Here is a 26676-nt window from a genome sequence, read left to right as displayed (position 1 = left end):
GGCGGTCAGCCGGTGATCATCGGCAGGTCCAGGCCCTGCTCCTTGGCGCAGTCGATGGCGATCTGGTAGCCGGCGTCGGCGTGGCGCATCACGCCGGTGCCCGGGTCGTTGGTCAATACGCGGGCGATGCGCTCGGCGGCTTCATCGGTACCGTCACAGACGATGACCATGCCCGAATGCTGGGAGAAGCCCATGCCCACGCCACCGCCGTGGTGCAGCGAAACCCAGGTGGCGCCGCCTGCGGTGTTGAGCAGGGCGTTGAGCAGCGGCCAGTCGGAGACCGCGTCGGAGCCGTCGCGCATGGCTTCGGTTTCACGGTTGGGGCTGGATACCGAGCCCGAGTCCAGGTGGTCACGGCCGATGACGACCGGTGCCGACAGCTCGCCGCTGCGCACCATTTCGTTGAAGGCCAGGCCGAGCTTGGCGCGCAGGCCCAGGCCAACCCAGCAGATACGCGCCGGCAGGCCCTGGAAGCTGATGCGCTCGCGGGCCATGTCCAACCAGCGGTGCAGGTGGGCGTCGTCGGGGATCAGCTCCTTGACCTTGGCATCGGTCTTGTAGATGTCCTCGGCATCGCCGGACAGCGCGGCCCAGCGGAATGGGCCGACGCCGCGGCAGAACAGCGGGCGGATATAGGCCGGGACGAAGCCTGGGAAGTCGAACGCGTTGGCCACGCCTTCTTCCTTGGCCATCTGGCGGATGTTGTTGCCATAGTCGAAGGTCGGGATGCCCTGCTTCTGGAAGTCGAGCATGGCTTGTACATGTACGGCCATCGACTGCTTGGCGGCCTTGACCACGCCTGCCGGGTCGGTCACAGCACGGTCGCGGTACTGCTCCCAGGTCCAGCCGGCCGGCAGGTAGCCGTTGAGCGGGTCGTGGGCGCTGGTCTGGTCGGTGACCATGTCCGGGCGCACGCCACGCTTGACCAGCTCAGGCAGAATCTCGGCGGCGTTGCCGTGCAGGGCGATGGAGATGGCCTTGCCTTCGGAGGTGTATTTGGCGATGCGCGCCAGGGCGTCGTCCAGGTCAGTGGCCTGCTCGTCGACGTAGCGGGTCTCGAGGCGGAAGTCGATGCGGCTCTGCTGGCACTCGATGTTCAGCGAGCAGGCGCCGGCAAGCGTTGCCGCCAGTGGCTGGGCGCCGCCCATGCCACCGAGCCCGGCAGTCAGTACCCACTTGCCCTTGAGGCTGCCGTTGTAGTGCTGGCGGCCGGCTTCGACGAAGGTTTCGTAGGTGCCCTGGACGATGCCCTGGCTGCCGATGTAGATCCAGCTGCCGGCGGTCATCTGGCCGTACATGGCCAGGCCCTTGGCATCCAGTTCGTTGAAGTGTTCCCAGTTGGCCCAGTGCGGCACCAGGTTGGAGTTGGCGATCAGCACACGCGGGGCGTTGCTGTGGGTCTTGAACACGCCGACCGGCTTGCCCGACTGCACCAGCAGGGTTTCGTCGTCTTCCAGGCGGGTCAGGGTTTCGACGATCTTGTCGTAGCACTCCCAGTTGCGCGCGGCGCGGCCGATGCCACCGTACACCACCAGCTCTTTCGGGTTTTCGGCGACCTGTGGGTCGAGGTTGTTCATCAGCATGCGCAGCGGCGCTTCGGTCAGCCAGCTCTTGGCGGTCAGCTTGTTGCCACGCGGGGCACGGATTTCTACGTCACGGTACTTGTTGTTGTCAGTCACGGGGATGTCCTCTGCGGTCATGCGACGGCGTGTGTTTGTGTCGTGGTGCTATACAAACACATCTTTACTTGTATGTACAAGCATGGACAACCAAAATAATCAGACCGTTCCTCAGAAGATTTCAGAAAGCAGAAGGGGCCGCTGCGCGCCCCCTATTCACAGAACTCCAATTCAGCGTGGCATCAGCTCGATCAGGCAGAACCGCCCCTGCACATCCAGCTCCAACAATCCTTCGTTACCTTCCAGGCGCAAGCAGTCATACCGGCCCAGCTGCTGGGTCTCCCGCCCCACCAGCCCGACTTCTACATGGCTGCTCGCCGCAAACAACAACACCGTCGAGGCCGAGCTGAACAGCCGGCTGGTGCCATCGAACCACTGCAACCGCGCCCGATACCGCTGCGGCGCATAGATCAGGTTGAAATCGCGAATCGCCCCGCCCAACAGCTTGCAGCTCACCTGGCTTTCGCCATTGAAGGCAAAGGCGTCGAACGGCAGCAACGGCCGGCTGGCCTGGCCATCGACCAGCAGGCGCATGCCATCGCCCTGCAACACGGTGATGATCCGCTGGTACCCGGCGAAGCTGGAAAAACCACCAGACTCCTCGATATCGGCGATCGACAGGCGCCAGCCGAAACCGTCCAGGCTATCGCCTGCGTCGCGGGTGATCTCTTCGGTGAAACCGCCACCGTTTTTCCAGGGCATGCGCGGATAATCCTGGGCACGCAACAGCTGCAACTGGGTCATTTGCTGAATCGTCCTTCCAGACGGTGACGGGAACCGGGGTGGATCAGGCGCGCAGCGGTGACCGGCTGGCGCCCCGACCAGGTACGACGGCGGATCAACAGACACGGCTCGCCTCGCTCGATCTGCAGCAGCTTGCATTCCTCAGGTTCGGCAAGGATCGCCTCGACCACGTGCTCGCCTTCAGTGAGTGGCGCCACCTGCGACAGGTAGGCGTAGGGCGTCTGCCGGGTGAAATCCTGCTTGAGGTAATCCGGAGCGATGGCAGCGTTGACGTAGCGGTCCTCGATCTGTACCGGCACGCCATTTTCGTAATGCACGATCAGCGAGTGGAAAACCCGCTGGCCTTCGCGCATGTCCAGGGCCAGGGCGCGCTCGGAGCCGGCGGCTTCCTCGGCGAGTTTGATCACCTGGCAGCTATGCTGGTGGCCACGTCCGGCAATCTCGTCGGCGATGTTGTTGACCTCGAACAGCGCCGAGCGGCTCTTGGGTTCGGCGACGAAGGTGCCGACGCCCTGCATGCGCACCAGCAAGCCTTCGGCGGTGAGTTCGCGCAGGGCGCGGTTGATGGTCATGCGGCTGAAGCCCAGCTCGCTGACCAGCTCGCTTTCCGATGGCACCCGGTGATGGGGCGGCCAGCTGCCGCTCTCGATCTGCTGGATGATCATCTGTTTCACCCGGGCGTAGAGCGGCGCCGGCCCTTCGCCCATCTGGGCAACCAGCGCGGAGACAGGAAGTGTCGGCACGGCGTTTAATCCTTGTGCGGTTGGAGTGAACGGTAGCTTGCCGGAGTTTACCCGGCAGGCAAACGGCTGTATATGTATATACAAGTTAACAATAACAGGATTTCACCGATGCCCGCCTACTTCGCCGAACGCGCCCTGCTCCCTTCGGGCTGGGCCCGCAATGTCCGCCTGGAGGTCAGCGCCAATGGCCGACTGGCCGCGGTCATGGCCGATGCCGACGCCACTGGCGCCGAGCGCCTGGCCGGCCCGCTGCTGCCAGGCATGCCCAACCTGCACTCGCATGCGTTCCAGCGGGCCATGGCGGGATTGGCGGAAGTGGCCGGCAACCCCAACGACAGCTTCTGGACCTGGCGCGACCTGATGTACCGCCTGGTCGGCCGGATCACCCCCGAGCAGTTGCAGGTGATCACCCGCCAGCTGTACATCGAGATGCTCAAGGCCGGCTACACCTCGGTGGCCGAGTTCCACTATGTGCACCACGATCAGGGCGGCCAGGCCTACGCCGACCCCGCCGAGCTGTCACGGCGCATCAGCGCCGCCGCCGCCGCCAGCGGCATCGGCCTGACCCTGCTGCCGGTGCTCTACAGCCATTCGGGCTTTGGCGGCCAGGCGCCCAACGACGGGCAACGCCGCTTCATCAACAGCACCGAGCAGTACCTGCGCCTGCAGCAGCAGTTGCAACCGCTGCTGGCACACCAGCCGGCGCAACGGTTGGGCTTGTGCTTCCACTCCCTGCGCGCGGTCACCCCCGGGCAGATCGCCGACGTGCTGGGCGCCAGCGACAAGGCCTGCCCGATCCATATCCATATCGCCGAACAGCAGAAGGAAGTCGACGATTGCCTGGCCTGGAGTGGCCGCCGTCCGCTGCAGTGGCTGTACGAGCATGTCGATGTAGATCAGCGCTGGTGCCTGGTCCATGCCACCCACGCCGAAGCCGACGAGGTCAGCGCCATGGCCCGCAGTGGCGCCGTGGCCGGGCTATGCCTGACCACCGAAGCCAACCTTGGCGACGGTATCTTCCCGGCGGTGGATTACCTGGCTCAGGGCGGGCACATGGGGATTGGCTCGGACAGCCATGTGTCATTGAGCGTAGTCGAGGAACTGCGCTGGCTGGAATACGGTCAGCGCCTGCGCGACCAACGACGTAACCGGCTATATCGGACCGATCAGCCGATGGTCGGGCGAACCTTGTATGACGCGGCCCTGCGCGGCGGCGCCCAGGCCCTGGGCCAGCCGATCGGTGAACTGGCGGTCGGCCAGCGCGCGGACTGGCTGGTGCTGAACGGGCAGGATCCCTACCTGGCCGTGGCCGACGGCGATGCGATCCTGAACCGTTGGCTGTTCGCCGGTAGCGATCGCCAGGTGCGCGATGTGATGGTCAATGGGCAGTGGGTGGTGCGCCAGGGGCGGCATGGGCAGGAAGAGGAAAGCGCGGTGGCGTTTGTCGAGGTATTGCGCCAGCTCCTAGCCTGAACGCGGCCCCTGCAGGAGCGGCCTTGCGCCGCGAAAGGGCCGCATAGCGGCCCCGGCGATATGTGCAAATGCTGAAATCCTGGGGGCGCTTCGCACCCCTTTCGCGACACAAGGCCGCTCCTACAGGTATCGCGCCGGCCTGAAGCTCAATGCCGAACCACGATCTGCTTGTCGGGCGTGCGCCAGATCAGTCGATTGGTGTCATAGCCCTGCTGCCGCGCCTTGGCCAGCAGGTTCTCGCGCTCCCACGCCGGCAACGACGGCGTGCGCGAAAGAATCCACAGGTACTTGCGGTCCGGGCTGCCGACGATGGCCGTGCGATAGCGTTCGTCGACGAACAGGATCCAGTAGTCGCCCTTGGCCACTCCCGGCACCAGGCGGGTGAACCAATTGTCGAACTCCACCCACAGCTTGTCGGCATGCCCAGGTTCCTGCGCCGACGCGTGCCCTTCGGCGCGCAACCACTCGTCACCCAGGGTGCGGCAGCGGTTGAGCACGCCGACCGTGCCGTCGGGCTTGAGGTTGTAGTGGGCCTCGGACTGGGCGCAGCCGTCCTGGTACTTCATCGGCAGGCGCGCCAGCTCGAACCACTTGCCTTGGTAACGCTTGAGGTCGACCGCACCTGCGGTCTTCGGCGCCAGCGGGTCGGTGGCCGAAGTGGCGCAGCCACCGAGCAGCATCACCAGGCACACGCCCAGCAGCAGGTGCAGACGCCTCATTTGAGGCCCTGCCCGGAATACATCAGCACCTTGTCCGCGGCATATTGCACGCTGATGAAGCTCTTCTCATCACCCCAGGTGCAACTGCTCATGCCCAGGGCGCCGGAGCACTCCTTCGGCGTGCCGAGCAGTTGCTCGACTTCGGCCTTGTTCATGCCGGCCTTGAGCTTGGAATAGTTTTCCTGGTTGATCTTGCTGCAAGCGGTCAGGACGACGCACAAGGACAACAGGGCGAGAGAACGCAACGACATGAAGGGACACTCCTGGAGAGGGATACACAGGCGCGAGGACCTGCCAGGAGCTTAGAAGGAAAAAAGCCGTTTCGGTTCCCTGGCGCAGGTGCTTTCCCTGTACGCCATTGGTCGGGTGGCCCGCCAGCCAGGAACGTGCGGCGCTGGCGCGCCAGGCAGGCCGTGCAGGAGCGCATGCCCCTGCACGGCGGATCGGGCATCAGAACCGCGAACCGGGCTCCAGCAGGAAGTCCATCTCTTCACTGGTGCTCGGGCGACTCAGCACCAGGTTGCGGTGCGGGAAGCGCCCGAAGCGGGCGATCACCCGCTGGTGCTGCTCGGCATAGTCGAGGAAGCCTTCGAACAACCGACGGTTGGCCTCGGGCTGCTCGTCCAGCAAGGTCTGGTAACGCTCGACGCACAGGTTTTGCCAGTCCAGCACCTCGGCGTGCTCCAGCACCAGCAGCACGAACACCCGCTGGATCGGCAGCAGCTGGTAGTCCCAGCCCTTCTGCAGGCCCTGCATGGCCACCACCTGCGCCCGCCGATCGCCCTCGAAGGCGCGCGGCGTGTCGCGGTGGATCATGCGCGGCAGCTGGTCGAGCAGGATCAGCAGGCCAAGCCAGCCCTGCGGGCTCTGCTGCCACTCGTCGAGCCCACCCGCCAGGGCTTGCTCGACCAGATCGCCGAACAGCGCCTGGGCATCGGCGTCGTGATGCTTGCCGAACCACAGCGTGTTCTTCTCGTCAGCCACGGCCTGGGCACTTTTGCCCCAACCGAACCACCACTCCAGCAACGGCTGCCAAGGTGCGAGCATGACTTACTCCTTGTGGTAGGCGGTGACGCGCTCGACCTCTTCCTTCGAGCCGAGGATCACCGACACGCGCTGGTGCAGGCTCTCCGGCTTGATGTCGAGGATCCGCTCGTAACCGTTGGTGGAAGCGCCGCCGGCCTGCTCGATGATGAACGACATCGGGTTGGCCTCGTACATCAGGCGCAGCTTGCCCGGCTTGCTCGGCTCGCGAGCATCGCGTGGGTACATGAACAGGCCGCCACGGGTCAGGATGCGGTGCACGTCGGCCACCATAGAGGCGATCCAGCGCATGTTGTAGTTCTTCTTCAGCGGCCCGGTCTCACCGGCCAGCAGTTCGCCCACGTAGCGCTGTACCGGGGCTTCCCAGTGGCGCTGGTTGGACATGTTGATGGCGAACTCGGCGGTGCTCTCCGGCACGCGGATGTTCTCGTGGGTGAGCACGAAGCTACCCAGCTCGCGGTCCAGGGTGAAGCCCTTGACGCCGTTGCCCAGGGTCAGGATCAGCATGGTCTGCGGGCCGTAGATGGCATAGCCGGCGGCGACCTGCTCGGTGCCGGGCTGCAGGAAGGCTTTTTCGTTCAGGGTTTCGTTCTGGCTCAGGTACTCGTTAGGGCAACGCAGTACCGAGAAGATGGTGCCGACCGAGACGTTGACGTCGATGTTCGACGAACCGTCCAGCGGGTCGAAGACCAGCAGGTAGGCACCCTTGGGGTACTTGCCCGGGATCTGGTAGGCGTTGTCCATTTCCTCGGATGCCATGCCGGCCAGGTGGCCGCCCCACTCGTTGGCCTCGAGCAGGATGTCGTTGGAGATCACGTCGAGCTTCTTCTGCACTTCGCCCTGGACGTTCTCGGTGCCCATGCTGCCCAGCACGCCGCCGAGGGCGCCTTTGGACACGTGGTGGCTGATTTCCTTGCACGCGCGCGCCACCACCTCGATCAGGAAGCGCAGATCGGCAGGGGTATTGTTGCTGCGGGTCTGCTCAATCAGATAGCGACTCAGGGTAACGCGGGACATGTGTGGCTCCGAAAGGGATAGGAAAAACCCCCGCAGTTTACAGGGAGAGTTGCGGGCTAGCGAGCAAAGAGACTCGACTTCCGGGCTTGAGTTCAGCCAGCGCCCGGCCGATGGTCGGTTCTCCCATACGCTTCGCGGACTTTGTAGGAGCGGCCTTGTGTCGCGAAAGGGGTGCGAAGCGCCCCCATGATTTGCGCATCAAGCACATATTGATGGGGCCGCTCTGCGGCCCTTTCGCGACACAAGGCCGCTCCTACAACGATTGCGCAAGCATCTACATCAATCCAGCGCCTTCCAGATCTCGCCGGCATATTCACGAATGGTCCGGTCCGACGAGAACCAGCCCATCCGCGCGGTATTGAGCACCGCCATGCGCCACCAGTCCTGGGGCGCATGCCACAGCTCCTCGACCCGCCGCTGGGCGTCCCAGTAGGCGTCGAAGTCGGCGCACACCAGGAAGCGGTCATGGCCGACCAGGCCGTCCACCAGCCCGGCGTAGCGCGCCGGATCGTCCGGCGAGAACACCCCGCTGCGGATCGCTTGCAGCACATCGCCCAGGCGACTGGAAGCCGCGATCGCCGCACTGGCGCCAAAATCGCCGGCGCGCCCGCGGGCCTCCACCTGCTGAGCGGTCAGGCCGAAGATGAACATGTTCTCGGCCCCCACCTGCTCGCACATCTCGACATTGGCGCCATCCAGGGTGCCGATGGTCAGCGCGCCGTTGAGACCGAACTTCATGTTGCTGGTGCCGGAGGCTTCGTAGCCGGCGGTGGAGATCTGCTCCGAAAGATCGGCCGCCGGGATGATGCTCTCGGCCAGGCTGACGTTGTAGTTAGGCAGGAACACCACCTTGAGCAGGCCGCGCACGGTGGGGTCGTTGTTGACCACCCGGGCAATGTCGTTGGCCAGCTTGATGATCAGTTTGGCCTGGTGGTAGCTGGCCGCCGCCTTGCCGGCAAAAATCTTCACCCGCGGCACCCAGTCGGTGCTCGGGTCGTTGCGGATCGCCTGGTACAGCGCCACGGTATGCAACAGGTTGAGCAACTGGCGCTTGTACTCGTGGATGCGCTTGACCTGCACGTCGAACAGCGCCTCAGGGTTGACCGTGACGCCCAGGCGGTCCTGGATGATGCTGGCCAGGGCCCGCTTGCTGTGCAGCCGCTGGGCGGCGAACTGCTTGCGAAAGCTGGCCTTGTCGGCGAACGGCGCCAGCGCCTTGAGCCTGCCTTCGGGGTTGTCCAACACGTCGGGGCCGAGGGCTTCGACCAGCATCGCGGTAAGCGCCGGGTTGGCCTGGTACAGCCAGCGGCGGAAGGTGATGCCGTTGGTCTTGTTGTTGATCCGCTGCGGGTAGAGCTTGTGCAGATCGGCGAACACCGTGCTTTTCATCAGCTTGCTGTGCAGCGCCGACACGCCGTTGACGCTGTGCGAGCCGAGGAACGCCAGGTTGCCCATGCGTACCCGACGGCCGTTGTCTTCCTCGATCAGCGACACCGCGCGCAGCACGTCGAAGTCATGCAGGCCTTTGGCACGTAGAGCGTCGATGTGATAGGCGTTGATCAGGTAGATGATCTGCATGTGCCGCGGCAACATGCGCTCCATCAGCGCCACCGGCCAGGTTTCCAGGGCTTCGGGCAACAGTGTGTGGTTGGTGTAAGCCAAGGTGCCGACAGTCAGTTGCCAGGCGGTATCCCACGGGATCTCGTGCTGGTCGACCAGCAGGCGCATCAGCTCGGCCACGGCGATCGACGGATGGGTGTCGTTGAGCTGTATGGCCGCGGCGTCCGGCAGGTTGAGCAGGTTGTCGTGCATGTTCAGGTGACGGCGCAGCAGGTCCTGCAACGAGGCCGAGACGAAGAAGTACTCCTGGCGCAGGCGCAGCTCCTGGCCGGCCTCGGTGCTGTCGGCCGGGTACAGCACCCGCGAGATGCTCTCGGCCCGCGCCACCTCGGCCACGGCGCCCAGGTGATCGCCGGCGTTGAAGCGCTCCAGGTGCAGCTCTTCCAGGGCCCGGGCCCGCCACAGGCGCAGGGTGTTGACACTGGCACCGCGCCAGCCGACCACTGGCGTGTCATAGGCCACCGCCCGCACCGTTTCGCCCGGCCACCACACCTGGCGCTGCTGGCCGTTGCTTTCGTGCACGGTCTCGACGCTGCCGCCGAAGCTGATCGGGTAGATCACCTCGGCCCGCTCGAACTCCCAGGGGTTGCCGAAATCCAGCCAGTTCTCGGTCTGCTCCTGCTGCCAACCGTCGACCAGCGCCTGGCGGAACAGACCATGCTCGTAGCGGATGCCGTAGCCATGGGCGGCAATGCCCAGGGTAGACATGCTCTCCATGAAGCACGCGGCCAGGCGCCCGAGGCCGCCATTGCCCAACGCCGCGTCGGGCTCGAGCAGGCGAATGCGCTCCAGGTCCACGTCCAGGCCTTCGAGGGCTTCGCGGGCGATCTCCAGATAGCCGAGGTTGCTCAGGCTGTCGTACAGCAGCCGGCCGATGAGGAATTCGAGGGAGAGGTAGTAGACCCGCTTCTGGCTGCGTCGATAGGCCTGGCGGGTGTGATCCATCCAGTGATCGACCATATGGTCACGGGCCGCCAGGGCAATGGCCTCGAACCAGTCATGATCAAAGGCGTGCTCCGGGTCCTTGCCAACGGCGTAGGTCAGTTTGGCCAGCACGGCGGCGCGGAACGCGGCCACCTCGTCGGTATGAGCTTTGGCCTCACGGGCCTTGTTTTCCTGGGACATGCGGCATCCTCGGGCAAGTAGGCGAAAGCGCAGGGAGAGTGTTCAGCCTAGACGCTCTGACACACAGCGACAGCGAGCGTTCGCGCTTTTCATCAACCGCCAGGGGAATCGGGCAAAAGGTTGTTCACAAAATGAACAACTCCGGTATGATCGCGCGCCCCAAGACCGTGATTCACCCCATAACCATGAAAACGACCCTGATCGCCGCCGCCGAAGTCGACCGCCTGGAGACCTGGCAGCGCTATGCCAGCCATATGTGCGGTGGCTGCCACTCGACCTGCTGCACCCTGCCGGTGGAGGTGAAGATCAAGGATCTGATCCGCATTGGCGTGGTGGACGAGTTCGAGAAAGACGAACCGCCGAAGAACGTGGCCAAGCGCCTGCAGAAGGAAGGCATCATCGAGCGCTTCAACCAGAAGTCAGGGATCTTCACCCTGACCCGGATGAGCAACGACGACTGCATGTACCTGGATCGCAAGAGCCGGCTGTGCACCATTTACGACAAGCGTCCGGATACCTGCCGCAACCACCCCAAGGTCGGGCCGCGGCCGGGGTATTGCGCCTATAAGCCCAAGATGGTCGGGCGCTGAAGCTGTTTTTGCTTGAAATCCTGGGGCTGCTGTGCAGCCCATCGCGACGCAAGGCCGCTCCTACAGGGGGCCGCGATCTCCTGTAGGAGCGGCCTTGCGTCGCGATGGGCCGCAAAGCGGCCCCACATTCTCAAGGCAAACAAAAACGCCCCCGGCCTTGCGACCGGGGGCGTTTTCATTTCAGCCTGAACTCAATCAGTTCTTGGCTTTCTTGGCAGCGCGGGTACGCTCGCCTTCGTCGAGGATCTTCTTGCGCAGACGGATCGACTTCGGCGTCACTTCGCACAGCTCGTCGTCCTGGATGAATTCCAGGGCCTGCTCGAGGGTGTGGCGAACTGGCGGTACCAGGGCGATGACTTCGTCCTTGCCCGAAGCACGCATGTTGTCGAGCTTCTTGCCTTTGGTCGGGTTCACGCCCAGGTCGTTGTCACGGCTGTTCAGGCCGATGATCTGACCGTTGTAGATCTCCTGGCCGTGCTCGACGAACAGCTTGCCGCGAGCCTGCAGGGTTTCCAGCGAGTAGGTCAGCGCCTTGCCGGTCTCGACCGAAACCAGAACACCGTTCAGACGGCCAGACATCTGGCCCGACTTCATGGTGTCGTAGCGATCGAAGATCGAGGTCAGGATGCCTGCACCGTTGGTCAGGGTCAGGAACTGGTTACGGAAGCCGATCAGACCACGGGCTGGAATGTTGTACTCCAGGCGCACACGGCCCTTGCCATCCGGAACCATGTTGGTCAGGTCGCCCTTACGCAGACCCATCTCTTCCATGACCTTGCCCTGGGATTCTTCAGGGATATCGATGGTGACGTTCTCGAACGGTTCCTGCTTGACGCCGTCTACTTCGCGGATGATCACTTCAGGACGGCCCACGGCCATCTCGAAGCCTTCACGGCGCATGGTTTCGATCAGAACGGACAGGTGCAGCTCACCACGGCCCGAGACCTTGAACTTGTCTGGGGAGTCGGTTTCCTGGACGCGCAGGGCAACGTTGTACAGCAGCTCTTTGTCCAGGCGGTCCTTGATGTTACGGCTGGTGACGAACTTGCCTTCTTTACCGCAGAACGGCGAGTCGTTGACCTGGAAGGTCATCGAAACGGTTGGCTCGTCAACGGTCAGCGGCTTCATCGCCTCGACGGTATCCGGAGCGCACAGGGTGTCGGAGATGAACAGCTCGTCGAAACCGCTGATGCAGACGATGTCGCCAGCCTGGGCTTCTTCGACGTCGACACGGTGCAGACCGTGGTGGCCCATCAGCTTGAGGATACGACCGTTGCGCTTCTTGCCTTCGGTGTCGATGGCGACAACCGGGGTGTTCGGCTTGACGCGGCCACGGGCAATACGGCCAACGCCGATAACGCCGAGGAAGCTGTTGTAGTCCAGTGCCGAGATCTGCATCTGGAACGGGCCGTCACGGTCAACAGACGGTGCTGGTACGTTGTCGATGATCGACTGGTACAGCGCGGTCATGTCCTCACCCATTTCGGTGTGGTCCAGACCGGCGATGCCGTTCAGGGCCGAGGCGTAGACGACTTTGAAGTCCAGCTGTTCGTCGGTGGCGCCGAGGTTGTCGAACAGGTCGAAGATCTGGTCCAGAACCCAGTCAGGACGTGCGCCCGGACGGTCGACCTTGTTGATCACGACGATCGGCTTGAGGCCAGCTTCGAAAGCCTTCTTGGTCACGAAGCGGGTTTGCGGCATCGGGCCGTCCTGGGCGTCGACCAGCAGCAGCACGGAGTCGACCATCGACATTACACGCTCGACCTCGCCACCGAAGTCGGCGTGGCCGGGGGTGTCGACGATGTTGATGTGGTAGCCGTTCCAGTTGATGGCGGTGTTCTTCGCCAGAATGGTAATGCCGCGCTCTTTTTCCTGGTCGTTGGAGTCCATGACGCGCTCGTCGTTGAGCTCGTTACGCTCCAGGGTGCCGGACTGGCGCAGGAGTTTGTCGACCAGGGTGGTTTTACCATGGTCAACGTGGGCGATGATGGCGATGTTACGCAGATTTTCGATCACAACTGTATCTCGAGCAGAGGATTCGGTTGCCACCAGTGTAGGCGGCGAATATGTACGGTTTGCGGCTCAGCGGGCCCGGTGGTCGGGAGGGCGATGGCGGATGCTGCCGCCATACAGCCCTGGCGTCTTATGTCGGACGATAAACACGCACATTGGCATGTCCCTCACTGAGCAGGTGGTGTGCGTGCAGACGGCTCATCACACCCTTGTCGCAATACAGCAAGTACTGGCGCGTGGGGTCCAGGTGCTTGAACTTGCTGTTGATGGCGTAGAACGGCATGGCCTGGACTTCGATGCCTTCCAGCACCAGAGGTTCGTCTTCCTGGGCGTCGGGGTGACGAATGTCGATGACGATCTGGCCTGGCAGCGCCTCGGCCACTTCCTCGATTTCGATGTCCTTGCCCAGCTCGTCGATCACATGGTCGATGGAGATGAACTTGGCACGCTCCAGGGCGCGCTCCAGCACGGCCATGTCGAACTGCTTTTCTTCGTGCTCCATGCGGTGACGCTTGGCATGGGTAGTCGGGTTCACCGAGATCACGCCGCAATATTCGGGCATGTGCTTGGCGAAGTCGGCGGTACCGATTTCGCTGGCCTGGTCGATAATGTCCTGCTTGTGGCTAGCCAGCAGCGGGCGCAGCACCAACTTGTCGGTGGCCGAGTCGATGATCGACAGGTTCGGCAAGGTCTGGCTAGACACCTGGGAGATCGCCTCGCCGGTGACCAGCGCGTCGATCTGCAGACGCTCGGCCATGTGGGCGGCGCCGCGCAGCATCATGCGCTTGAGGGTGACGCCCATGTAGCTGTTGTCGACCTTGTTGAGAATCTCGCCGACCACTTCCTCGAACGGCACGCTGATGAACAGCACGCGCTGGCTGCTGCCGTACTTCTTCCACAGGTAGTGGGCCACTTCCATCACGCCCAGCTCGTGGGCACGGCCACCGAGGTTGAAGAAGCAGAAATGGGTCATCAGGCCGCGACGCATCATCTGGTACGCCGCCACGGTGGAGTCGAAGCCACCGGACATCAGTACCAGGGTCTGCTCCAGGGCGCCCAACGGGTAGCCGCCGATGCCGTTGTGCTGGCTGTGGATCACGTACAGGCGCTGGTCACGGATCTCCATGCGTACCACGACTTCTGGCGTCTTCAGGTCGATGCCGGCGGCGCCGCACTGCTGGCGCAGTTGGCTGCCGACGTAGCGGTCGACGTCCATCGAGGTGAAGTCGTGGTGACCGCCGCGCTTGCAGCGTACCGAGAAGCGCTTGCCGGCCAGCAGGTGGCCGAAGTGGTGCTTGCACTTGGCGACGATGTCGTCGAAGTCGCCCAGTGCATACTCCTCGACCTGCAGGAAGTGGGTGATACCCGGCGTGCAGGTGAGGCGCTCGATCATTTCGCGCTGGATCTTTTCGTCCTCGACGCGGGTGACCACCTCGAGATTATCCCAGACACCATCAACCGCGAGCTCGGGATCAAGGTCCTTGAGCACGTTGCGGATGTTCTTGGCGAGCTGGCGGATGAAGCGCTTGCGCACCGGCCGGCTCTTGATGGTGATTTCTGGGAAGACTTTGACGATAAGTTTCATTGGTTTAACAGCGCGCCCAGGGCCTACCGAAAATGAGGGGCGCGAATTATAGCGGAAATTGCTCAGCTTTTGACCAACTTTTGTACAGAGGCTGGATTTATCGCGCACGTACCCGTGGAAGCGGGTTTGCCCCTCGATGAGGCTTTCACCCAGGCAAGCACCATAATGGTGCATTAGTCCCGAAAAGCGCATCTTATGAGTGCACTCTTTATCAGCGCCACCTTGGCAAATGCCCGCCAACGTCCCCTTTTATCCCGCCCTCGCCATTTTCGGGCACTGGCATGCAATTTGCTCCCTTGTGAGGCAGGTAAGCTTGGCCGACTATCCGCGCCCAGCGACACCCTTTTTCCAGGGCCGCGGCCAAGCGCCCTAGACCATCCGGAGGACAACATGTCGAAGTCGGTTCAACTCATCAAAGATCATGACGTCAAGTGGATTGATCTGCGTTTCACGGACACCAAAGGCGTGCAGCATCACGTGACCATGCCGGCGCGCGATGGCCTGGACGAAGACTTCTTCGAAGTCGGCAAGATGTTCGACGGCTCCTCCATCGCTGGCTGGAAAGGCATCGAAGCCTCGGACATGATCCTGATGCCGGTCGACGAGACCGCCGTGCTCGACCCGTTCACCGAAGAGCCGACCCTGATCATCACCTGCGACATCGTCGACCCGTCGAGCATGCAGGGCTACGATCGCGACCCACGTGCGATCGCCAAGCGCGCCGAAGAGTACCTCAAGAGCACCGGCATCGGTGACACCGTGTTCGCCGGCCCTGAGCCTGAGTTCTTCATCTTCGACGAAGTGAAGTTCAAGTCGGACATCTCCGGCTCGATGTTCAAGATCTTCTCCGAGCAAGGCTCGTGGATGTCCGATGCCGACGTCGAAGGCGGCAACAAAGGCCACCGTCCGGGCGTGAAAGGCGGTTACTTCCCGGTTCCGCCGTTCGACCACGACCACGAAATCCGTACCGCCATGTGCAACGCACTGGAAGAGATGGGTCAGACCGTCGAAGTTCACCACCACGAAGTGGCGACCGCAGGTCAGAACGAAATCGGCGTCAAGTTCAACACCCTGGTGAAGAAGGCTGACGAAGTACAGGCCCTGAAGTACGTGGTGCACAACGTTGCCGACGCCTACGGCCGTACCGCCACCTTCATGCCCAAGCCGCTGTACGGCGACAACGGTTCGGGCATGCACGTGCACATGTCGATCTGGAAAGAAGGCAAGAACACCTTCGCCGGCGAAGGCTATGCAGGCCTGTCCGACACCGCCCTGTACTTCATCGGCGGCATCATCAAGCACGGCAAGGCCCTGAACGGCTTCACCAACCCGTCGACCAACTCGTACAAGCGCCTGGTCCCAGGCTTCGAAGCCCCGGTCATGCTGGCCTACTCGGCACGCAACCGTTCCGCCTCGATCCGTATTCCCTACGTCGGCAGCCCGAAAGCCCGCCGTATCGAAGCGCGCTTCCCAGACCCATCGGCCAACCCGTACCTGGCCTTCGCGGCCCTGCTGATGGCTGGCCTGGACGGTATCCAGAACAAGATCCACCCAGGCGACGCCGCCGACAAGAACCTGTATGACCTGCCGCCGGAAGAGGCCAAGGACATCCCGCAGGTTTGCGGCAGCCTGAAGGAAGCCCTGGAAGAGCTGGACAAGGGCCGTGCGTTCCTGACCAAGGGCGGCGTGTTCTCCGACGACTTCATCGATGCCTTCATCGAGCTGAAGAGCGAGGAAGAGATCAAGGTCCGTACCTTCGTGCACCCGCTGGAATACGAGCTGTACTACAGCTGCTGATCTGATCGGCGCTCCGCGTCGATGACAGGATGACGGCCTCCTTCGGGAGGCCGTTTCTTTTTCACGCCCTCATCATCGAACAACACCTATATAGCCGCCGTAAAGCCAAAGGCGACACTCGAGGCTTCATTCCAAAGGAGATCGCCATGCGTGCCACCACCCTCGCCCTGACCTGCTGCTTCGCCCTATCCGGTTGTGCCTCCTCACCGAGCATCACGCCTTCCCTGGACCAGTTGCTTGCCACCATCGACCGGCGCCTGGACCTGGCCGAGGCTGTCGCGCTGCACAAGTGGGATCACCAGCAACCCGTGCAAGCCAGCGACCGCGAGCACCAGGTGCTGCTCAGCGCACGCCAGGCCGCCGTCGCCCACCATCTGGACCCGGCTCGCGCCGGGGCGTTTTTTGCCGACCAGATCGAAGCCAACAAGCTCCTGCAGTACCACCTGCTCGACACCTGGCATCGCGCCCGACAAGCACCAACCCTGCCACGCCGCGACCTGGCCAACGAAGTGCGCCCTGAACTGGACCTGCTCCAGGAACAGCTGTTGAGCGACCTGGCCCGCTTTGACCAGACCCCACCAGAGCATTGCGCCAATCACTTGGCCGACGCCTTGCAACATCGCACCCAGGACTCCACGCGCCATCTCGCCCTGGTTCGCGCCAGCGCCCAGCTGTGCAAATTGCGCTGACCACCCTATGCTCCATATTGGTGCATGGATAGGCGATGCGCCCTATCATGCACCCCATTTTGGATCGAAAGAACCAATAAACCAGGGCTTTCTGGCTAGAGTTCGCGCAATTTCAGGTCTTTGTCTGGATTTCCCGCTTCTTTTCGGAGCTTTGGTTTGGTTCTTGCATTTTCACTGCATCCAGCACTCTTCCGTGCGCGCCCCAGGCCAGAGCCCTCGGGCGCCACTGTGCCAAAAGAGGTCAACGACGCCTTATGACCATCAGCGATGCACAGCACCGTCTGCTTCTGGACAACCTGACCACAGCCACGCTGCTGCTCAATGGCGAATTGCGCCTGGAATACATGAACCCGGCCGCGGAAATGCTCTTGGCCGTCAGCGGCCAGCGCAGCCATGGGCAGTTCATCAGTGAGCTATTCACCGAATCGACCGAGGCGCTCAACTCGCTGCGCCAGGCCGTGGAGCACGCGCATCCGTTCACCAAGCGCGAAGCCCAACTGACCTCGCTGACCGGGCAGACCATCACCGTCGACTACGCCGTGACCCCCATCCTGCACCAGGGCCAGACCCTGCTGTTGCTCGAGGTGCACCCGCGCGACCGGTTATTGCGCATCACCAAGGAAGAAGCCCAGTTGAGCAAGCAGGAAACCACCAAGATGCTGGTGCGCGGCCTGGCCCACGAGATCAAGAACCCCCTCGGCGGCATCCGTGGCGCAGCCCAACTGCTAGCCCGCGAACTGCCCGAGGACGGTCTGCGCGACTACACCAACGTGATCATCGAAGAAGCCGACCGCCTACGCAATTTGGTCGACCGCATGCTCGGCTCGAACAAGTTGCCGTCGCTGGCCATGACCAACATCCACGAAGTGCTCGAACGGGTATGCAGCCTGGTCGAGGCCGAGAGCCAGGGTGGCATAACCCTGGTGCGCGACTACGACCCGAGCCTGCCGGATGTGCTGGTCGACCGCGAGCAGATGATCCAGGCCGTGCTCAACATCGTGCGCAACGCCATGCAGGCCATCGGCGGCCAGAACGAGCTGCGCCTGGGCCGCATCACCCTGCGCAGCCGCGCGGTGCGCCAGTTCACCATCGGCCATGTGCGCCACCGCCTGGTGGCGCGGGTCGAGATCGTCGACAACGGCCCCGGCATCCCAGCCGAACTGCAGGACACCCTCTTCTACCCCATGGTCAGCGGCCGCCCGGACGGCACCGGGCTGGGCCTGGCCATCACCCAGAACATCATCAGCCAGCACCAGGGCCTGATCGAGTGCGAGAGCCACCCCGGCCACACCACGTTCTCCATCTACCTGCCCCTGGAACAAGGAGCCACCGCCCCATGAGCCGAAGTGAAACCGTCTGGATCGTCGATGATGATCGTTCCATCCGCTGGGTGCTGGAAAAAGCCCTGCAACAGGAAGGCATGGCCACCCAGAGCTTCGACAGCGCCGATGGCGTCATGGGTCGCCTGGCCCGCCAGCAACCGGACGTGATCATCTCCGATATCCGCATGCCGGGGGCCAGTGGCCTCGACCTGCTGGCGCAGATCCGCGAACAGCACCCAGGGCTGCCGGTGATCATCATGACCGCCCACTCCGACCTGGACAGCGCCGTGGCCTCATACCAGGGCGGCGCCTTCGAGTACCTGCCCAAGCCGTTCGACGTGGATGAAGCGGTATCGCTGGTCAAACGCGCCAACCAGCACGCCCAGGAGCAACAGGCCCTGGAAGTACCCCAGGCCCTGGCCCGCACCCCCGAGATCATCGGCGAGGCGCCGGCAATGCAGGAGGTGTTCCGCGCCATCGGCCGGCTCAGCCACTCCAACATCACCGTGCTGATCAACGGCGAGTCGGGAACCGGCAAGGAGCTGGTGGCCCACGCCTTGCACCGCCACAGCCCACGGGCGGCTGCACCGTTCATCGCGCTGAACATGGCGGCGATCCCCAAGGACCTGATGGAGTCCGAGCTGTTCGGCCATGAGAAAGGCGCGTTCACCGGTGCCGCCAACCTGCGCCGCGGCCGTTTCGAGCAGGCCGACGGCGGTACGTTGTTCCTCGACGAGATCGGCGACATGCCCGCCGACACCCAGACTCGCCTGCTACGGGTACTGGCCGATGGCGAGTTCTACCGGGTCGGCGGGCATGTACCGGTGAAGGTGGACGTGCGCATCATCGCCGCCACCCACCAGAACCTCGAATCCCTGGTCCAGGCCGGCAAGTTCCGTGAGGACCTGTTTCACCGCCTGAATGTGATTCGCATCCATATCCCGCGCCTGGCCGACCGTCGCGAGGACATCCCGGCGCTGGCCCGTCACTTTCTCGGCCGCGCTGCCCAGGAGCTGGCCGTGGAGCCCAAGCTGCTCAAGCCGGAAACCGAGGCGTTCATTCGCAACCTGCCCTGGCCGGGCAACGTGCGCCAACTGGAGAACACCTGCCGCTGGATCACCGTGATGGCCTCCAGCCGCGAAGTGCTGATCGGCGACCTGCCACCCGAGCTGCTCAACCTGCCACAAGACGCCGCGCCGGTCACCAACTGGGAGCAGGCCCTGCGCCAGTGGGCCGACCAGGCCCTGGCCCGCGGTCAGAGCGACCTGCTGGACAGCGCGGTGCCGAGCTTCGAGCGGATCATGATCGAGACCGCGCTCAAGCACACCGCCGGGCGCCGTCGCGATGCGGCGCTGTTGCTGGGCTGGGGACGCAATACCCTGACGCGCAAGATCAAGGAGCTGGGGATGAATGTTGACGGCGGGGATGACGACGAAGCGCAAGAGCACTGAGCCCAAACGTTGCAACGAATTGCAGGGCAAGCCCGCTCCCACGCTATGGATGTCGTGGGAGCGGTTCATGCACCGATTACGTGCCCCTTGCACCGTGGCGAGGCAAATAATCCGCCAAGACCGCTGTAGATATGGGCAAACCCTTGCTTTTCCATACCCATAAAACTGGCACGACACCTGCAATAACCCAGACATCTCCAGTTTCGGGGACCCTGGTACAGGCAGGCCGGGCAATCCCCTCTTTTATTCGTGCAGGCGCACCTGCACCCGCCAACGCCCCGCCTCCTGCGCGCCAGACCATTCCCCGCGCAGGGGGCGTGCGGCGACCAGCGTCAGCAGCAAGCCTTCCTCGCTTTTCTGCAAACGCCAACCCACCGGCTTGCCCTGCAACAGCAACTGACCGCGGGCGGCCTTGCCCTCGGCCTGGAACACCAGCGCCACGGTGCCCTCGACATTCTCGCCATGCAACTGCGGTTGTTCGTTGAACCACAGGTCGAGACCACCCTGTACCACTTCCACCTGCTCCAGCACCCGCTCCTCGGGTGCCGTCAAGCGGCCGATCATCAGGCCCACGAGCATGCCGAAGATCGCCAGCGACAACAGCACTCGCGGCCAGGCCTTCGAACGCGGGTCCGCTTCGGGGGTAGAATGCTCGTCATCTTCATGCTTGGAGCCGTGCATGTTTCACGTCATCCTTTTTCAACCAGAAATTCCGCCGAATACCGGCAACATCATCCGCCTGTGCGCCAACAGCGGCTGCGCCTTGCACCTGATCGAGCCGATCAGCTTCGAACTGGACGACAAACGCCTGCGCCGCGCGGGGCTGGACTACCACGAGTATGCCACGCTACAGCGCCACCAAAGCCTGGCCGAATGCCTGGAAAGCCTGAATCAGCCTCGACTGTTCGCGTTCACCACCAAAGGCTCGCACCCGTTCAATGAGGTCGAGTACCAGCCCGGTGACGCCTTCCTGTTCGGGCCCGAAAGCCGTGGCCTGCCGGCCGAGGTGCTGGACAGCCTGCCTGCCGAACAACGCCTGCGCCTGCCGATGCGGCCGGGGTGCCGGAGCTTGAACCTGTCCAACACCGTGGCCGTGACGGTGTACGAGGCGTGGCGCCAGCAGGGGTTTGCCGGAAGCTGATGTGCTCGCCTCTCAGGCCCTATACCAGCACGAGACATGAAAAAGGCGACCACGAAGGTCGCCTTTTTCTTTACCGGCAGAAATTACTGCACGGTCGGCACTTCACCGGCTTCCTGCATGCGCTGCATCTCTTGCGCGTACAGGGCGTCGAAGTTGACCGGCGACAGCATCAGCGCCGGGAACGAGCCGCGGGTCACCAGGCTATCCAGGGTCTCGCGGGCGTACGGGAACAGAATGTTCGGGCAGAACGCGCCGAGGGTGTGGCTCATCGAAGCGGCATCCAGGTTGGCGATCAGGAAGATACCAGCCTGCTGCACTTCGGCGATGAACGCCACTTCGTCACCGTTCTTGACGGTAACCGACAGGGTCAGCACTACTTCGTGGAAGTCGCCTTCCAGGGCTTTCTGACGGGTGTTCAGGTCCAGCGAGACGCTCGGCTCCCACTGCTGGCGGAAGATCTGCGGGCTTTTCGGCGCCTCGAACGACAGGTCGCGCACATAGATGCGCTGCAGGGAGAATTGTGGTGCGGTTTCTTCAGCGGCAGCGCCGTTGGTCTGTTGCTCGGTCATGGCAGATCCTTTTCCTAATGTTCTTGAATGCAGTGCGAATCAGGCCGCCAGCAGCGCGTCGAGCTTGCCGGCGCGCTCCAGGGCATAGAGGTCATCGCAACCCCCGACATGCATACTGCCGATCCAGATCTGCGGCACCGAGGTGCGGCCCGCCTTCTGGCTCATCTCGGCGCGCAGTTGGGGCTTGCCGTCGACCTTGATCTCTTCGAACGCCACGCCCTTGCTCTGGAGCAGGGACTTGGCGCGCATGCAGTAGGGGCAGTAGTCGCTGGAGTAAACGATGACGGGCTTCATGTCACTTCACCAGGGGCAGGTTATCGGCTTTCCAGCTGGATACGCCACCGCTGAGCTTGGCCGCGGTGTAACCAGCCTTGAGCAGCTCGCGGCAAATGCTGCCGGACTGCTGGCCCATCGCGTCGACGACGATCAGGGTCTTCTCTTTGTGCTTTTCCAGCTCGGTCATGCGGCTGACCAGCTTGTCCTGCGGGATGTTCACTGCCCCGACGATGTGCCCGGCCGAGTAGTCCTTGGCGGGGCGGATATCGATCACCAGCGCCTTGTCGGCGTTGACCAGCGCGGTCAGCTGGCCGTTGCTCAGGCTCTGGCCGCCGCGGCGGACTTCGTTGATCAGCAGCAAAACCAGCAGAACGACGAAGATCGCCACCAGGATGAAGTGATCTGTCGCGAATTGAATCAGGTGAGCAACCATCGGGGGTGTTCCAGGCGATTGAAAATGGCGGCCAGTATACACAGCCCCCCATGACCGCCAAAGCCCACCGGGCCACCGGCAAACCGGGCTGGATGGCACATAGCCGAGTGCGCCGGTCAGGCAAAGGGAGGAATATTCGCCGCCGCTGGCGTATTTGCCCTAAAATGCGTGTCTTTATCATCTTTGAACAACCGTGAGTTTGATTGATGACGAGCACGCCTAAACCCCTGGTCCTGATCATCCTGGATGGCTTCGGTCACAGCGAAAGCCCCGAATACAACGCCATCTACTCCGCCAACACACCGGTCTACGACCGCCTGCGCGCCACCCAGCCGCATGGCCTGATCTCCGGTTCCGGCATGGACGTGGGGCTGCCCGACGGGCAGATGGGCAACTCGGAAGTCGGTCACATGAACCTCGGCGCCGGCCGCGTGGTGTACCAGGACTTCACCCGGGTGACCAAGGCCATCCGTGACGGCGAGTTCTTCGAAAACCCGGTGCTCACCAGTGCAGTGGACAAGGCTGCCGCCGCCGGCAAGGCCGTGCACATCCTCGGCCTGCTCTCCGACGGCGGCGTGCACAGCCACCAGGACCACCTGATCGCCATGGCCGAACTGGCCGCCCAGCGTGGCGCCGAGAAGATCTACCTGCACGCCTTCCTCGATGGCCGCGACACTCCGCCACGCAGCGCCCAGTCGTCCATCGAACTGCTCGACGCCACCTTCGCCAAGCTGGGCAAAGGCCGCATCGCCAGCCTGATCGGCCGCTATTACGCGATGGACCGCGACAACCGCTGGGACCGCGTGCAAGCCGCCTACGACCTGATCGTCGACAGCGCCGCCGAATACACCGCGCCGAACGCCGTGGCCGGCCTTGAGGCCGCCTACGCCCGCGATGAGAGCGACGAGTTCGTCAAAGCCACGCGCATCGGCGAGGCGGTGAAGGTCGAAGACGGCGATGCGGTGATCTTCATGAACTTCCGCGCCGACCGCGCCCGCGAACTGTCGCGCGTGTTCGTCGAGCCCGAGTTCAACGAGTTCCCGCGCGCGCGCCTGCCCAAGCTGGCGGCCTACATCGGCCTGACCCAGTACTCGGCGAAGATCCCCGCCCCCGCTGCCTTCGCCCCGGCCAGCCTGCACAACGTACTCGGCGAATACCTGGCGAAAAACGGCAAGACCCAGCTGCGCATCGCCGAAACCGAGAAATACGCCCACGTCACCTTCTTCTTCTCGGGCGGGCGCGAAGAGCCGTTCGAAGGCGAAGAACGCATCCTGATCCCGTCGCCGAAAGTCGCCACCTACGACCTGCAGCCGGAAATGAGCGCGCCGGAAGTTACCGACCGTATCGTCGAGGCCATCGAGCAGCAGCGTTATGACGTGATCGTGGTCAACTACGCCAACGGTGACATGGTCGGCCACACCGGCGTGTTCGACGCCGCGGTCAAGGCCGTGGAAGCCCTGGATGGCTGCGTCGGCCGCATCGTCGAGGCGCTGGACAAGGTCGGCGGCGAAGCACTGATCACCGCCGACCATGGCAACGTCGAACAGATGGAGGACGAATGCACCGGCCAGGCGCATACCGCCCACACCACCGAGCCGGTACCGTTCATCTATGTCGGCAAGCGCAAGGTCAAGGTGCGTGACGGCGGCGTGCTGGCCGACGTGGCGCCGACCATGCTCAAGCTGATGGGGCTGGAAAAACCGGCAGAGATGACCGGGACCTCGATCCTGGTTGATGCCTGATCGAGACCTGTTCGCCGGCAAGCCGGCTCCTACAGAAGCCTCGTAGGAGCCGGCTTGCCGGCGAACGGTACCGCTAAAACACCCGGATTCCAGACAAACGCCTCGCCGCACACGCCGCGAGGCGTTTTTTTTGCACGCCTGCGCGGGCATACTAGGCCAGTCTCCATCCCTGGTACGCCCAACCCCATGCTCCGCGCCCTCATCCTACTCGCCCTGTCATGCCTGCTCACCCCGGCCTTCGCCGCCGATGAGCGCGCACAGACCCAGCAACAGCTGGACGCCACCCGCCAGGACATCGCCGAGCTGAAAAAAATGCTGGGCAAGCTCCAGGAGGAAAAAGCCGGCGTGCAGAAAGACCTCAAGTCCACCGAGACCGATATCGGCAACCTCGAAAAACAGGTGGAGGCACTGCAAAAAGAATTAAAAAAGACCGAGGGCGAGCTGGAGCGCCTTGACCACGAGAAAAAAAAACTCCAGAGCGCCCGCGTTGAACAGCAACGCCTGATCGCCATCCAGGCCCGTTCGGCCTACCAGAACAACGGTCGCGAGGAATACCTCAAGCTGCTGCTCAACCAGCAGAACCCCGAGAAATTCGCCCGCACCCTGACCTACTACGACTACCTGAGCCAGGCGCGCCTGGCGCAGTTGCGCGCCTTCAACGAAACGCTGCGCCAGCTGGCCAACGTCGAGCAGGACATCGGCCGCCAGCAGGAACAACTGCTGACCCAGCGCGCCGATCTCGACAATCGCCGTCAGGCCCTGGTCGCCGAGCGCGACAAGCGCCAACAAGTGCTGGCCAAGCTCAACAACGACATGAAAGCACGCGACCAGAGGCTGCAAAGCCGCGAGCAGGACCAGGCCGACCTGAGCAAGGTGCTCAAGACCATCGAGGAAACCCTAGCCCGCCAGGCCCGCGAAGCCGAGGAAGCCCGCCAGCGCGCCCTGCTGGCCAAGCAGGAAGAAGAACAGCGACGCAAGGCCCAGGCCCTGGCCGCCGCCCGTGACAATGCCCCCGAAGAAGCCCCGAAAAAAGCCCGCACCACCCTGGGCCCGGTGGTTTCCAGCGACGGCGCCAGCTATGGCGGCGCTTTTTCTGCAGCCCGGGGCAAACTTCCATGGCCGGTCAATGGTCGATTGCTGGCACGCTTCGGTGACGCCCGCGGCAGCGATGCCCGAGCCAAGTGGGACGGGGTGATGATCGGCGCCAGCGCCGGCACCCAGGTGCGCGCGGTGCATGGCGGGCGCGTGGTGTTCGCCGACTGGTTGCGCGGCGCCGGACTTCTGGTCATCCTCGACCATGGCAACGGTTACCTGAGCCTGTACGGCCACAACCAGAGCTTGCTCAAGAGCGCCGGCGACATCGTCAAGGCCGGCGAGGCGATCTCCACTGTCGGCGACAGCGGCGGCCAGGACAGCGCCGGGCTGTACTTCGCGATTCGCCAGCAAGGCCGGCCCAGCGACCCCGCGCAATGGTGCCGAGGCTAGTTAATGCTACTTTTACGGCGCCACCCGCGAAACGGCGGCGCCGATGCTCCCAACAGGAGCACCAACAGGATCAGGAGTTCGTTCGACATGCTGCACTCGCCCCGCCTCACCCAGCTGGCCCTGACCATCGCCCTGGTCGTCGGCGCGCCCCTGGCCGTTGCCGCCGAGCCGGCCAAGCCGATGGCGGCCAAGCCCGCCGCGGTGCCGGCCACCGAGGTGACCGCCAAGGCGCCGCTGCCGCTGGACGAGCTGCGCACCTTCGCCGAGGTCATGGACCGCATCAAGGCCGCCTATGTCGAGCCGGTGGATGACAAGACCCTGCTGGAAAACGCCATCAAGGGCATGCTCAGCAACCTCGATCCGCACTCGGCCTACCTCGGCCCCGAGGACTTCCAGGAGCTGCAGGAAAGCACCAGCGGTGAGTTCGGTGGCCTGGGCATAGAGGTCGGGATGGAAGACGGCTTCGTCAAAGTGGTCTCGCCCATCGACGACACGCCGGCCTCGCGCGCCGGCATCGAGGCCGGCGACCTGATCGTCAAGATCAACGGCGCGCCGACTCGCGGCCAGAGCATGACCGAAGCCGTGGACAAGATGCGCGGCAAGATCGGCGAGAAGATCACCCTGACCTTGGTCCGCGATGGCGGCACGCCGTTCGACGTCACGCTGGCCCGCGCAGTGATCCAGGTCAAGAGCGTCAAGAGCCAACTGCTGGAAAACGACTACGGCTACATCCGCATCACCCAGTTCCAGGTCAAGACTGGCGACGAGGTGGGCAAGGCCCTGGCCAAGCTGCGCAAGGACAACGGCAAGAAGCTGCGCGGCGTGGTCCTCGACCTGCGCAACAACCCCGGCGGCGTGCTGCAATCGGCGGTGGAAGTGGCCGACCACTTCCTGACCAAGGGCCTGATCGTCTACACCAAGGGCCGTATCGCCAACTCCGAACTGCGCTACTCCGCCGACCCGGCCGACGCCAGCGCGGGCGTGCCATTGGTGGTGCTGATCAACGGCGGCAGCGCCTCGGCCTCGGAAATCGTCGCCGGCGCCCTGCAAGACCAGAAACGCGCCGTGCTGATGGGCACCGACAGCTTCGGCAAGGGCTCGGTGCAGACCGTGCTGCCACTGGCCAACGACCGCGCGCTCAAGCTCACCACCGCGCTGTACTTCACCCCCAACGGCCGCTCGATCCAGGCCCAGGGCATCGTTCCGGACATCGAGGTGCGCCCGGCCAAGCTCACCGCCGAGGCCGACACCGACAACTTCAAGGAAGCCGACCTGCAGGGTCACCTGGGCAACGGCAACGGTGGCGCCGACCGCCCCAGCGGCAGCGCCAAGCGCAAGGATCGCCCGCAGGACAACGACTTCCAGCTCAGCCAGGCCCTCAGCCTGCTCAAGGGCCTGAACATCACCAAGGGTGACTGA

General features: G+C 63.6%; 24 protein-coding genes. 10 read left to right on the top strand and 14 right to left on the bottom strand.

Features of this window, described 5'->3' with window-relative positions:
- Positions 1-5: 5 nt before the first annotated feature.
- From hutU to hutC, 3 genes are all read right to left on the bottom strand, one after another.
- Positions 6-1700 carry a urocanate hydratase gene (gene hutU, locus ACODS5_RS06950; RefSeq protein ID WP_489108284.1) on the bottom strand — a complete coding sequence of 565 codons (1695 nt, stop codon included), beginning with the start codon at positions 1698-1700 and terminating at the stop codon, positions 6-8.
- A gap of 150 nt (positions 1701-1850) precedes the next feature.
- Complete coding sequence (locus ACODS5_RS06945) at positions 1851-2423, bottom strand: HutD/Ves family protein (protein ID WP_134691398.1); 573 nt, start codon at positions 2421-2423, stop codon at positions 1851-1853.
- Positions 2420-3130, bottom strand: coding sequence for a histidine utilization transcriptional repressor HutC (gene hutC, locus ACODS5_RS06940; protein ID WP_167659468.1), 711 nt, complete (start codon positions 3128-3130; stop codon positions 2420-2422). Before hutC ends, ACODS5_RS06945 begins: the two co-directional genes overlap by 4 nt.
- Positions 3131-3274: 144 nt before the next feature.
- Here hutC and ACODS5_RS06935 point away from each other — a divergent pair, with 144 nt between their 5' ends.
- A complete protein-coding gene (locus ACODS5_RS06935) occupies positions 3275-4639 on the top strand; it encodes a formimidoylglutamate deiminase (RefSeq protein WP_489108283.1) in 1365 nt (454 codons plus the stop codon).
- Positions 4640-4785: 146 nt separating this feature from the next.
- Here the strand turns inward: ACODS5_RS06935 and ACODS5_RS06930 are convergent, their stop codons facing one another.
- The 5 genes from ACODS5_RS06930 to ACODS5_RS06910 form a co-directional block, all read right to left on the bottom strand.
- Entirely contained in the window at positions 4786-5358 is a 573-nt protein-coding gene (locus ACODS5_RS06930) for a lipocalin family protein (RefSeq protein ID WP_489108282.1), read from the bottom strand.
- The gene (gene bamE, locus ACODS5_RS06925; RefSeq protein ID WP_011536093.1) at positions 5355-5609 is read right to left on the bottom strand and encodes an outer membrane protein assembly factor BamE domain-containing protein; all 255 of its coding nucleotides are present in this window, start codon (positions 5607-5609) and stop codon (positions 5355-5357) included. The genes ACODS5_RS06930 and bamE overlap by 4 nt, the downstream gene beginning before the upstream one ends.
- Before the next feature lie 199 nt (positions 5610-5808).
- Positions 5809-6405, bottom strand: coding sequence for a DUF924 family protein (locus tag ACODS5_RS06920; protein ID WP_489108281.1), 597 nt, complete (start codon positions 6403-6405; stop codon positions 5809-5811).
- A gap of 3 nt (positions 6406-6408) precedes the next feature.
- Positions 6409-7419 (bottom strand): class 1 fructose-bisphosphatase, encoded by a 1011-nt coding sequence (locus ACODS5_RS06915; protein WP_489108280.1) that lies wholly within the window; start codon positions 7417-7419, stop codon positions 6409-6411.
- Positions 7420-7698: 279 nt separating this feature from the next.
- Positions 7699-10164 carry a glycogen/starch/alpha-glucan phosphorylase gene (locus tag ACODS5_RS06910; protein ID WP_134691393.1) on the bottom strand — a complete coding sequence of 822 codons (2466 nt, stop codon included), beginning with the start codon at positions 10162-10164 and terminating at the stop codon, positions 7699-7701.
- Positions 10165-10295: 131 nt separating this feature from the next.
- Here ACODS5_RS06910 and ACODS5_RS06905 point away from each other — a divergent pair, with 131 nt between their 5' ends.
- Positions 10296-10754, top strand: coding sequence for a YkgJ family cysteine cluster protein (locus tag ACODS5_RS06905; protein WP_489108279.1), 459 nt, complete (start codon positions 10296-10298; stop codon positions 10752-10754).
- 195 nt (positions 10755-10949) lie between these two features.
- On the opposite strand, the gene typA is transcribed toward ACODS5_RS06905, so the two are convergent.
- Entirely contained in the window at positions 10950-12770 is a 1821-nt protein-coding gene (gene typA / locus ACODS5_RS06900; protein ID WP_134691390.1) for a translational GTPase TypA, read from the bottom strand.
- Positions 12771-12897: 127 nt separating this feature from the next.
- Positions 12898-14352 carry a tRNA uracil 4-sulfurtransferase ThiI gene (thiI, locus tag ACODS5_RS06895; protein ID WP_489108278.1) on the bottom strand — a complete coding sequence of 485 codons (1455 nt, stop codon included), beginning with the start codon at positions 14350-14352 and terminating at the stop codon, positions 12898-12900.
- Positions 14353-14742: 390 nt separating this feature from the next.
- On the opposite strand from thiI, the gene glnA reads away from it, so the two are divergent.
- The 4 genes from glnA (at position 14743) to ntrC (ending at position 19611) form a co-directional block, all read left to right on the top strand.
- Positions 14743-16149, top strand: coding sequence for a type I glutamate--ammonia ligase (gene glnA, locus ACODS5_RS06890; RefSeq protein ID WP_134691388.1), 1407 nt, complete (start codon positions 14743-14745; stop codon positions 16147-16149).
- Between the two features lie 146 nt (positions 16150-16295).
- The gene (gene aroQ, locus ACODS5_RS06885; protein WP_489108277.1) at positions 16296-16838 is read left to right on the top strand and encodes a gamma subclass chorismate mutase AroQ; all 543 of its coding nucleotides are present in this window, start codon (positions 16296-16298) and stop codon (positions 16836-16838) included.
- Between the two features lie 254 nt (positions 16839-17092).
- Entirely contained in the window at positions 17093-18178 is a 1086-nt protein-coding gene (glnL, locus tag ACODS5_RS06880; RefSeq protein WP_253093329.1) for a nitrogen regulation protein NR(II), read from the top strand.
- The gene (ntrC, locus tag ACODS5_RS06875) at positions 18175-19611 is read left to right on the top strand and encodes a nitrogen regulation protein NR(I) (RefSeq protein WP_489108276.1); all 1437 of its coding nucleotides are present in this window, start codon (positions 18175-18177) and stop codon (positions 19609-19611) included. Before glnL ends, ntrC begins: the two co-directional genes overlap by 4 nt.
- 243 nt (positions 19612-19854) lie before the next feature.
- Here the strand turns inward: ntrC and ACODS5_RS06870 are convergent, their stop codons facing one another.
- A complete protein-coding gene (locus ACODS5_RS06870) occupies positions 19855-20292 on the bottom strand; it encodes a hypothetical protein (RefSeq protein WP_134691384.1) in 438 nt (145 codons plus the stop codon).
- On the opposite strand from ACODS5_RS06870, the gene trmL reads away from it, so the two are divergent.
- A complete protein-coding gene (gene trmL, locus ACODS5_RS06865) occupies positions 20291-20752 on the top strand; it encodes a tRNA (uridine(34)/cytosine(34)/5-carboxymethylaminomethyluridine(34)-2'-O)-methyltransferase TrmL (protein ID WP_134691383.1) in 462 nt (153 codons plus the stop codon). The two genes, ACODS5_RS06870 and trmL, sit on opposite strands and share 2 nt — an antisense overlap.
- Positions 20753-20835: 83 nt before the next feature.
- Here the strand turns inward: trmL and secB are convergent, their stop codons facing one another.
- The 3 genes from secB to ACODS5_RS06850 are packed head-to-tail and all read right to left on the bottom strand — an operon-like array spanning position 20836 to position 22030.
- On the bottom strand, positions 20836-21321 hold the full coding sequence (secB, locus tag ACODS5_RS06860; protein ID WP_134691382.1) for a protein-export chaperone SecB: 486 nt from the start codon (positions 21319-21321) through the stop codon (positions 20836-20838).
- Positions 21322-21360: 39 nt separating this feature from the next.
- Complete coding sequence (gene grxC, locus ACODS5_RS06855) at positions 21361-21615, bottom strand: glutaredoxin 3 (RefSeq protein WP_134691381.1); 255 nt, start codon at positions 21613-21615, stop codon at positions 21361-21363.
- Position 21616: 1 nt separating this feature from the next.
- Positions 21617-22030 carry a rhodanese-like domain-containing protein gene (locus tag ACODS5_RS06850; RefSeq protein WP_134691380.1) on the bottom strand — a complete coding sequence of 138 codons (414 nt, stop codon included), beginning with the start codon at positions 22028-22030 and terminating at the stop codon, positions 21617-21619.
- 206 nt (positions 22031-22236) lie between these two features.
- Here ACODS5_RS06850 and gpmI point away from each other — a divergent pair, with 206 nt between their 5' ends.
- The 3 genes from gpmI (at position 22237) to ACODS5_RS06835 (ending at position 26676) form a co-directional block, all read left to right on the top strand.
- The gene (gene gpmI, locus ACODS5_RS06845; protein WP_489108275.1) at positions 22237-23772 is read left to right on the top strand and encodes a 2,3-bisphosphoglycerate-independent phosphoglycerate mutase; all 1536 of its coding nucleotides are present in this window, start codon (positions 22237-22239) and stop codon (positions 23770-23772) included.
- A 186-nt stretch (positions 23773-23958) separates the two neighbouring features.
- The gene (locus ACODS5_RS06840) at positions 23959-25257 is read left to right on the top strand and encodes a murein hydrolase activator EnvC family protein (RefSeq protein ID WP_134691378.1); all 1299 of its coding nucleotides are present in this window, start codon (positions 23959-23961) and stop codon (positions 25255-25257) included.
- An 87-nt stretch (positions 25258-25344) separates the two neighbouring features.
- Positions 25345-26676: a S41 family peptidase gene (locus ACODS5_RS06835; protein WP_134691377.1), complete on the top strand. Its 1332-nt coding sequence runs from the start codon at positions 25345-25347 to the stop codon at positions 26674-26676.

Source organism: Pseudomonas sp. FG47, assembly GCF_057809115.1.
The sequence above is the reverse complement of the archived record's forward strand: the minus strand, read 5'-3'. Positions and strand labels throughout refer to the sequence as shown.

Coding starts and splice junctions, on each gene's coding strand:
- hutU (WP_489108284.1), bottom strand. CDS start 1,700: ATGACCGCAGAGGACATCCCCGTGACTGACAACAACAAGTACCGTGAC.
- ACODS5_RS06945 (WP_134691398.1), bottom strand. CDS start 2,423: ATGACCCAGTTGCAGCTGTTGCGTGCCCAGGATTATCCGCGCATGCCC.
- hutC (WP_167659468.1), bottom strand. CDS start 3,130: ATGGGCGAAGGGCCGGCGCCGCTCTACGCCCGGGTGAAACAGATGATC.
- ACODS5_RS06935 (WP_489108283.1), top strand. CDS start 3,275: ATGCCCGCCTACTTCGCCGAACGCGCCCTGCTCCCTTCGGGCTGGGCC.
- ACODS5_RS06930 (WP_489108282.1), bottom strand. CDS start 5,358: ATGAGGCGTCTGCACCTGCTGCTGGGCGTGTGCCTGGTGATGCTGCTC.
- bamE (WP_011536093.1), bottom strand. CDS start 5,609: ATGTCGTTGCGTTCTCTCGCCCTGTTGTCCTTGTGCGTCGTCCTGACC.
- ACODS5_RS06920 (WP_489108281.1), bottom strand. CDS start 6,405: ATGCTCGCACCTTGGCAGCCGTTGCTGGAGTGGTGGTTCGGTTGGGGC.
- ACODS5_RS06915 (WP_489108280.1), bottom strand. CDS start 7,419: ATGTCCCGCGTTACCCTGAGTCGCTATCTGATTGAGCAGACCCGCAGC.
- ACODS5_RS06910 (WP_134691393.1), bottom strand. CDS start 10,164: ATGTCCCAGGAAAACAAGGCCCGTGAGGCCAAAGCTCATACCGACGAG.
- ACODS5_RS06905 (WP_489108279.1), top strand. CDS start 10,296: ATGAACAACTCCGGTATGATCGCGCGCCCCAAGACCGTGATTCACCCC.
- thiI (WP_489108278.1), bottom strand. CDS start 14,352: ATGAAACTTATCGTCAAAGTCTTCCCAGAAATCACCATCAAGAGCCGG.
- glnA (WP_134691388.1), top strand. CDS start 14,743: ATGTCGAAGTCGGTTCAACTCATCAAAGATCATGACGTCAAGTGGATT.
- aroQ (WP_489108277.1), top strand. CDS start 16,296: ATGCGTGCCACCACCCTCGCCCTGACCTGCTGCTTCGCCCTATCCGGT.
- glnL (WP_253093329.1), top strand. CDS start 17,093: ATGACCATCAGCGATGCACAGCACCGTCTGCTTCTGGACAACCTGACC.
- ntrC (WP_489108276.1), top strand. CDS start 18,175: ATGAGCCGAAGTGAAACCGTCTGGATCGTCGATGATGATCGTTCCATC.
- trmL (WP_134691383.1), top strand. CDS start 20,291: ATGTTTCACGTCATCCTTTTTCAACCAGAAATTCCGCCGAATACCGGC.
- ACODS5_RS06870 (WP_134691384.1), bottom strand. CDS start 20,292: ATGCACGGCTCCAAGCATGAAGATGACGAGCATTCTACCCCCGAAGCG.
- secB (WP_134691382.1), bottom strand. CDS start 21,321: ATGACCGAGCAACAGACCAACGGCGCTGCCGCTGAAGAAACCGCACCA.
- grxC (WP_134691381.1), bottom strand. CDS start 21,615: ATGAAGCCCGTCATCGTTTACTCCAGCGACTACTGCCCCTACTGCATG.
- ACODS5_RS06850 (WP_134691380.1), bottom strand. CDS start 22,030: ATGGTTGCTCACCTGATTCAATTCGCGACAGATCACTTCATCCTGGTG.
- gpmI (WP_489108275.1), top strand. CDS start 22,237: ATGACGAGCACGCCTAAACCCCTGGTCCTGATCATCCTGGATGGCTTC.
- ACODS5_RS06840 (WP_134691378.1), top strand. CDS start 23,959: ATGCTCCGCGCCCTCATCCTACTCGCCCTGTCATGCCTGCTCACCCCG.
- ACODS5_RS06835 (WP_134691377.1), top strand. CDS start 25,345: ATGCTGCACTCGCCCCGCCTCACCCAGCTGGCCCTGACCATCGCCCTG.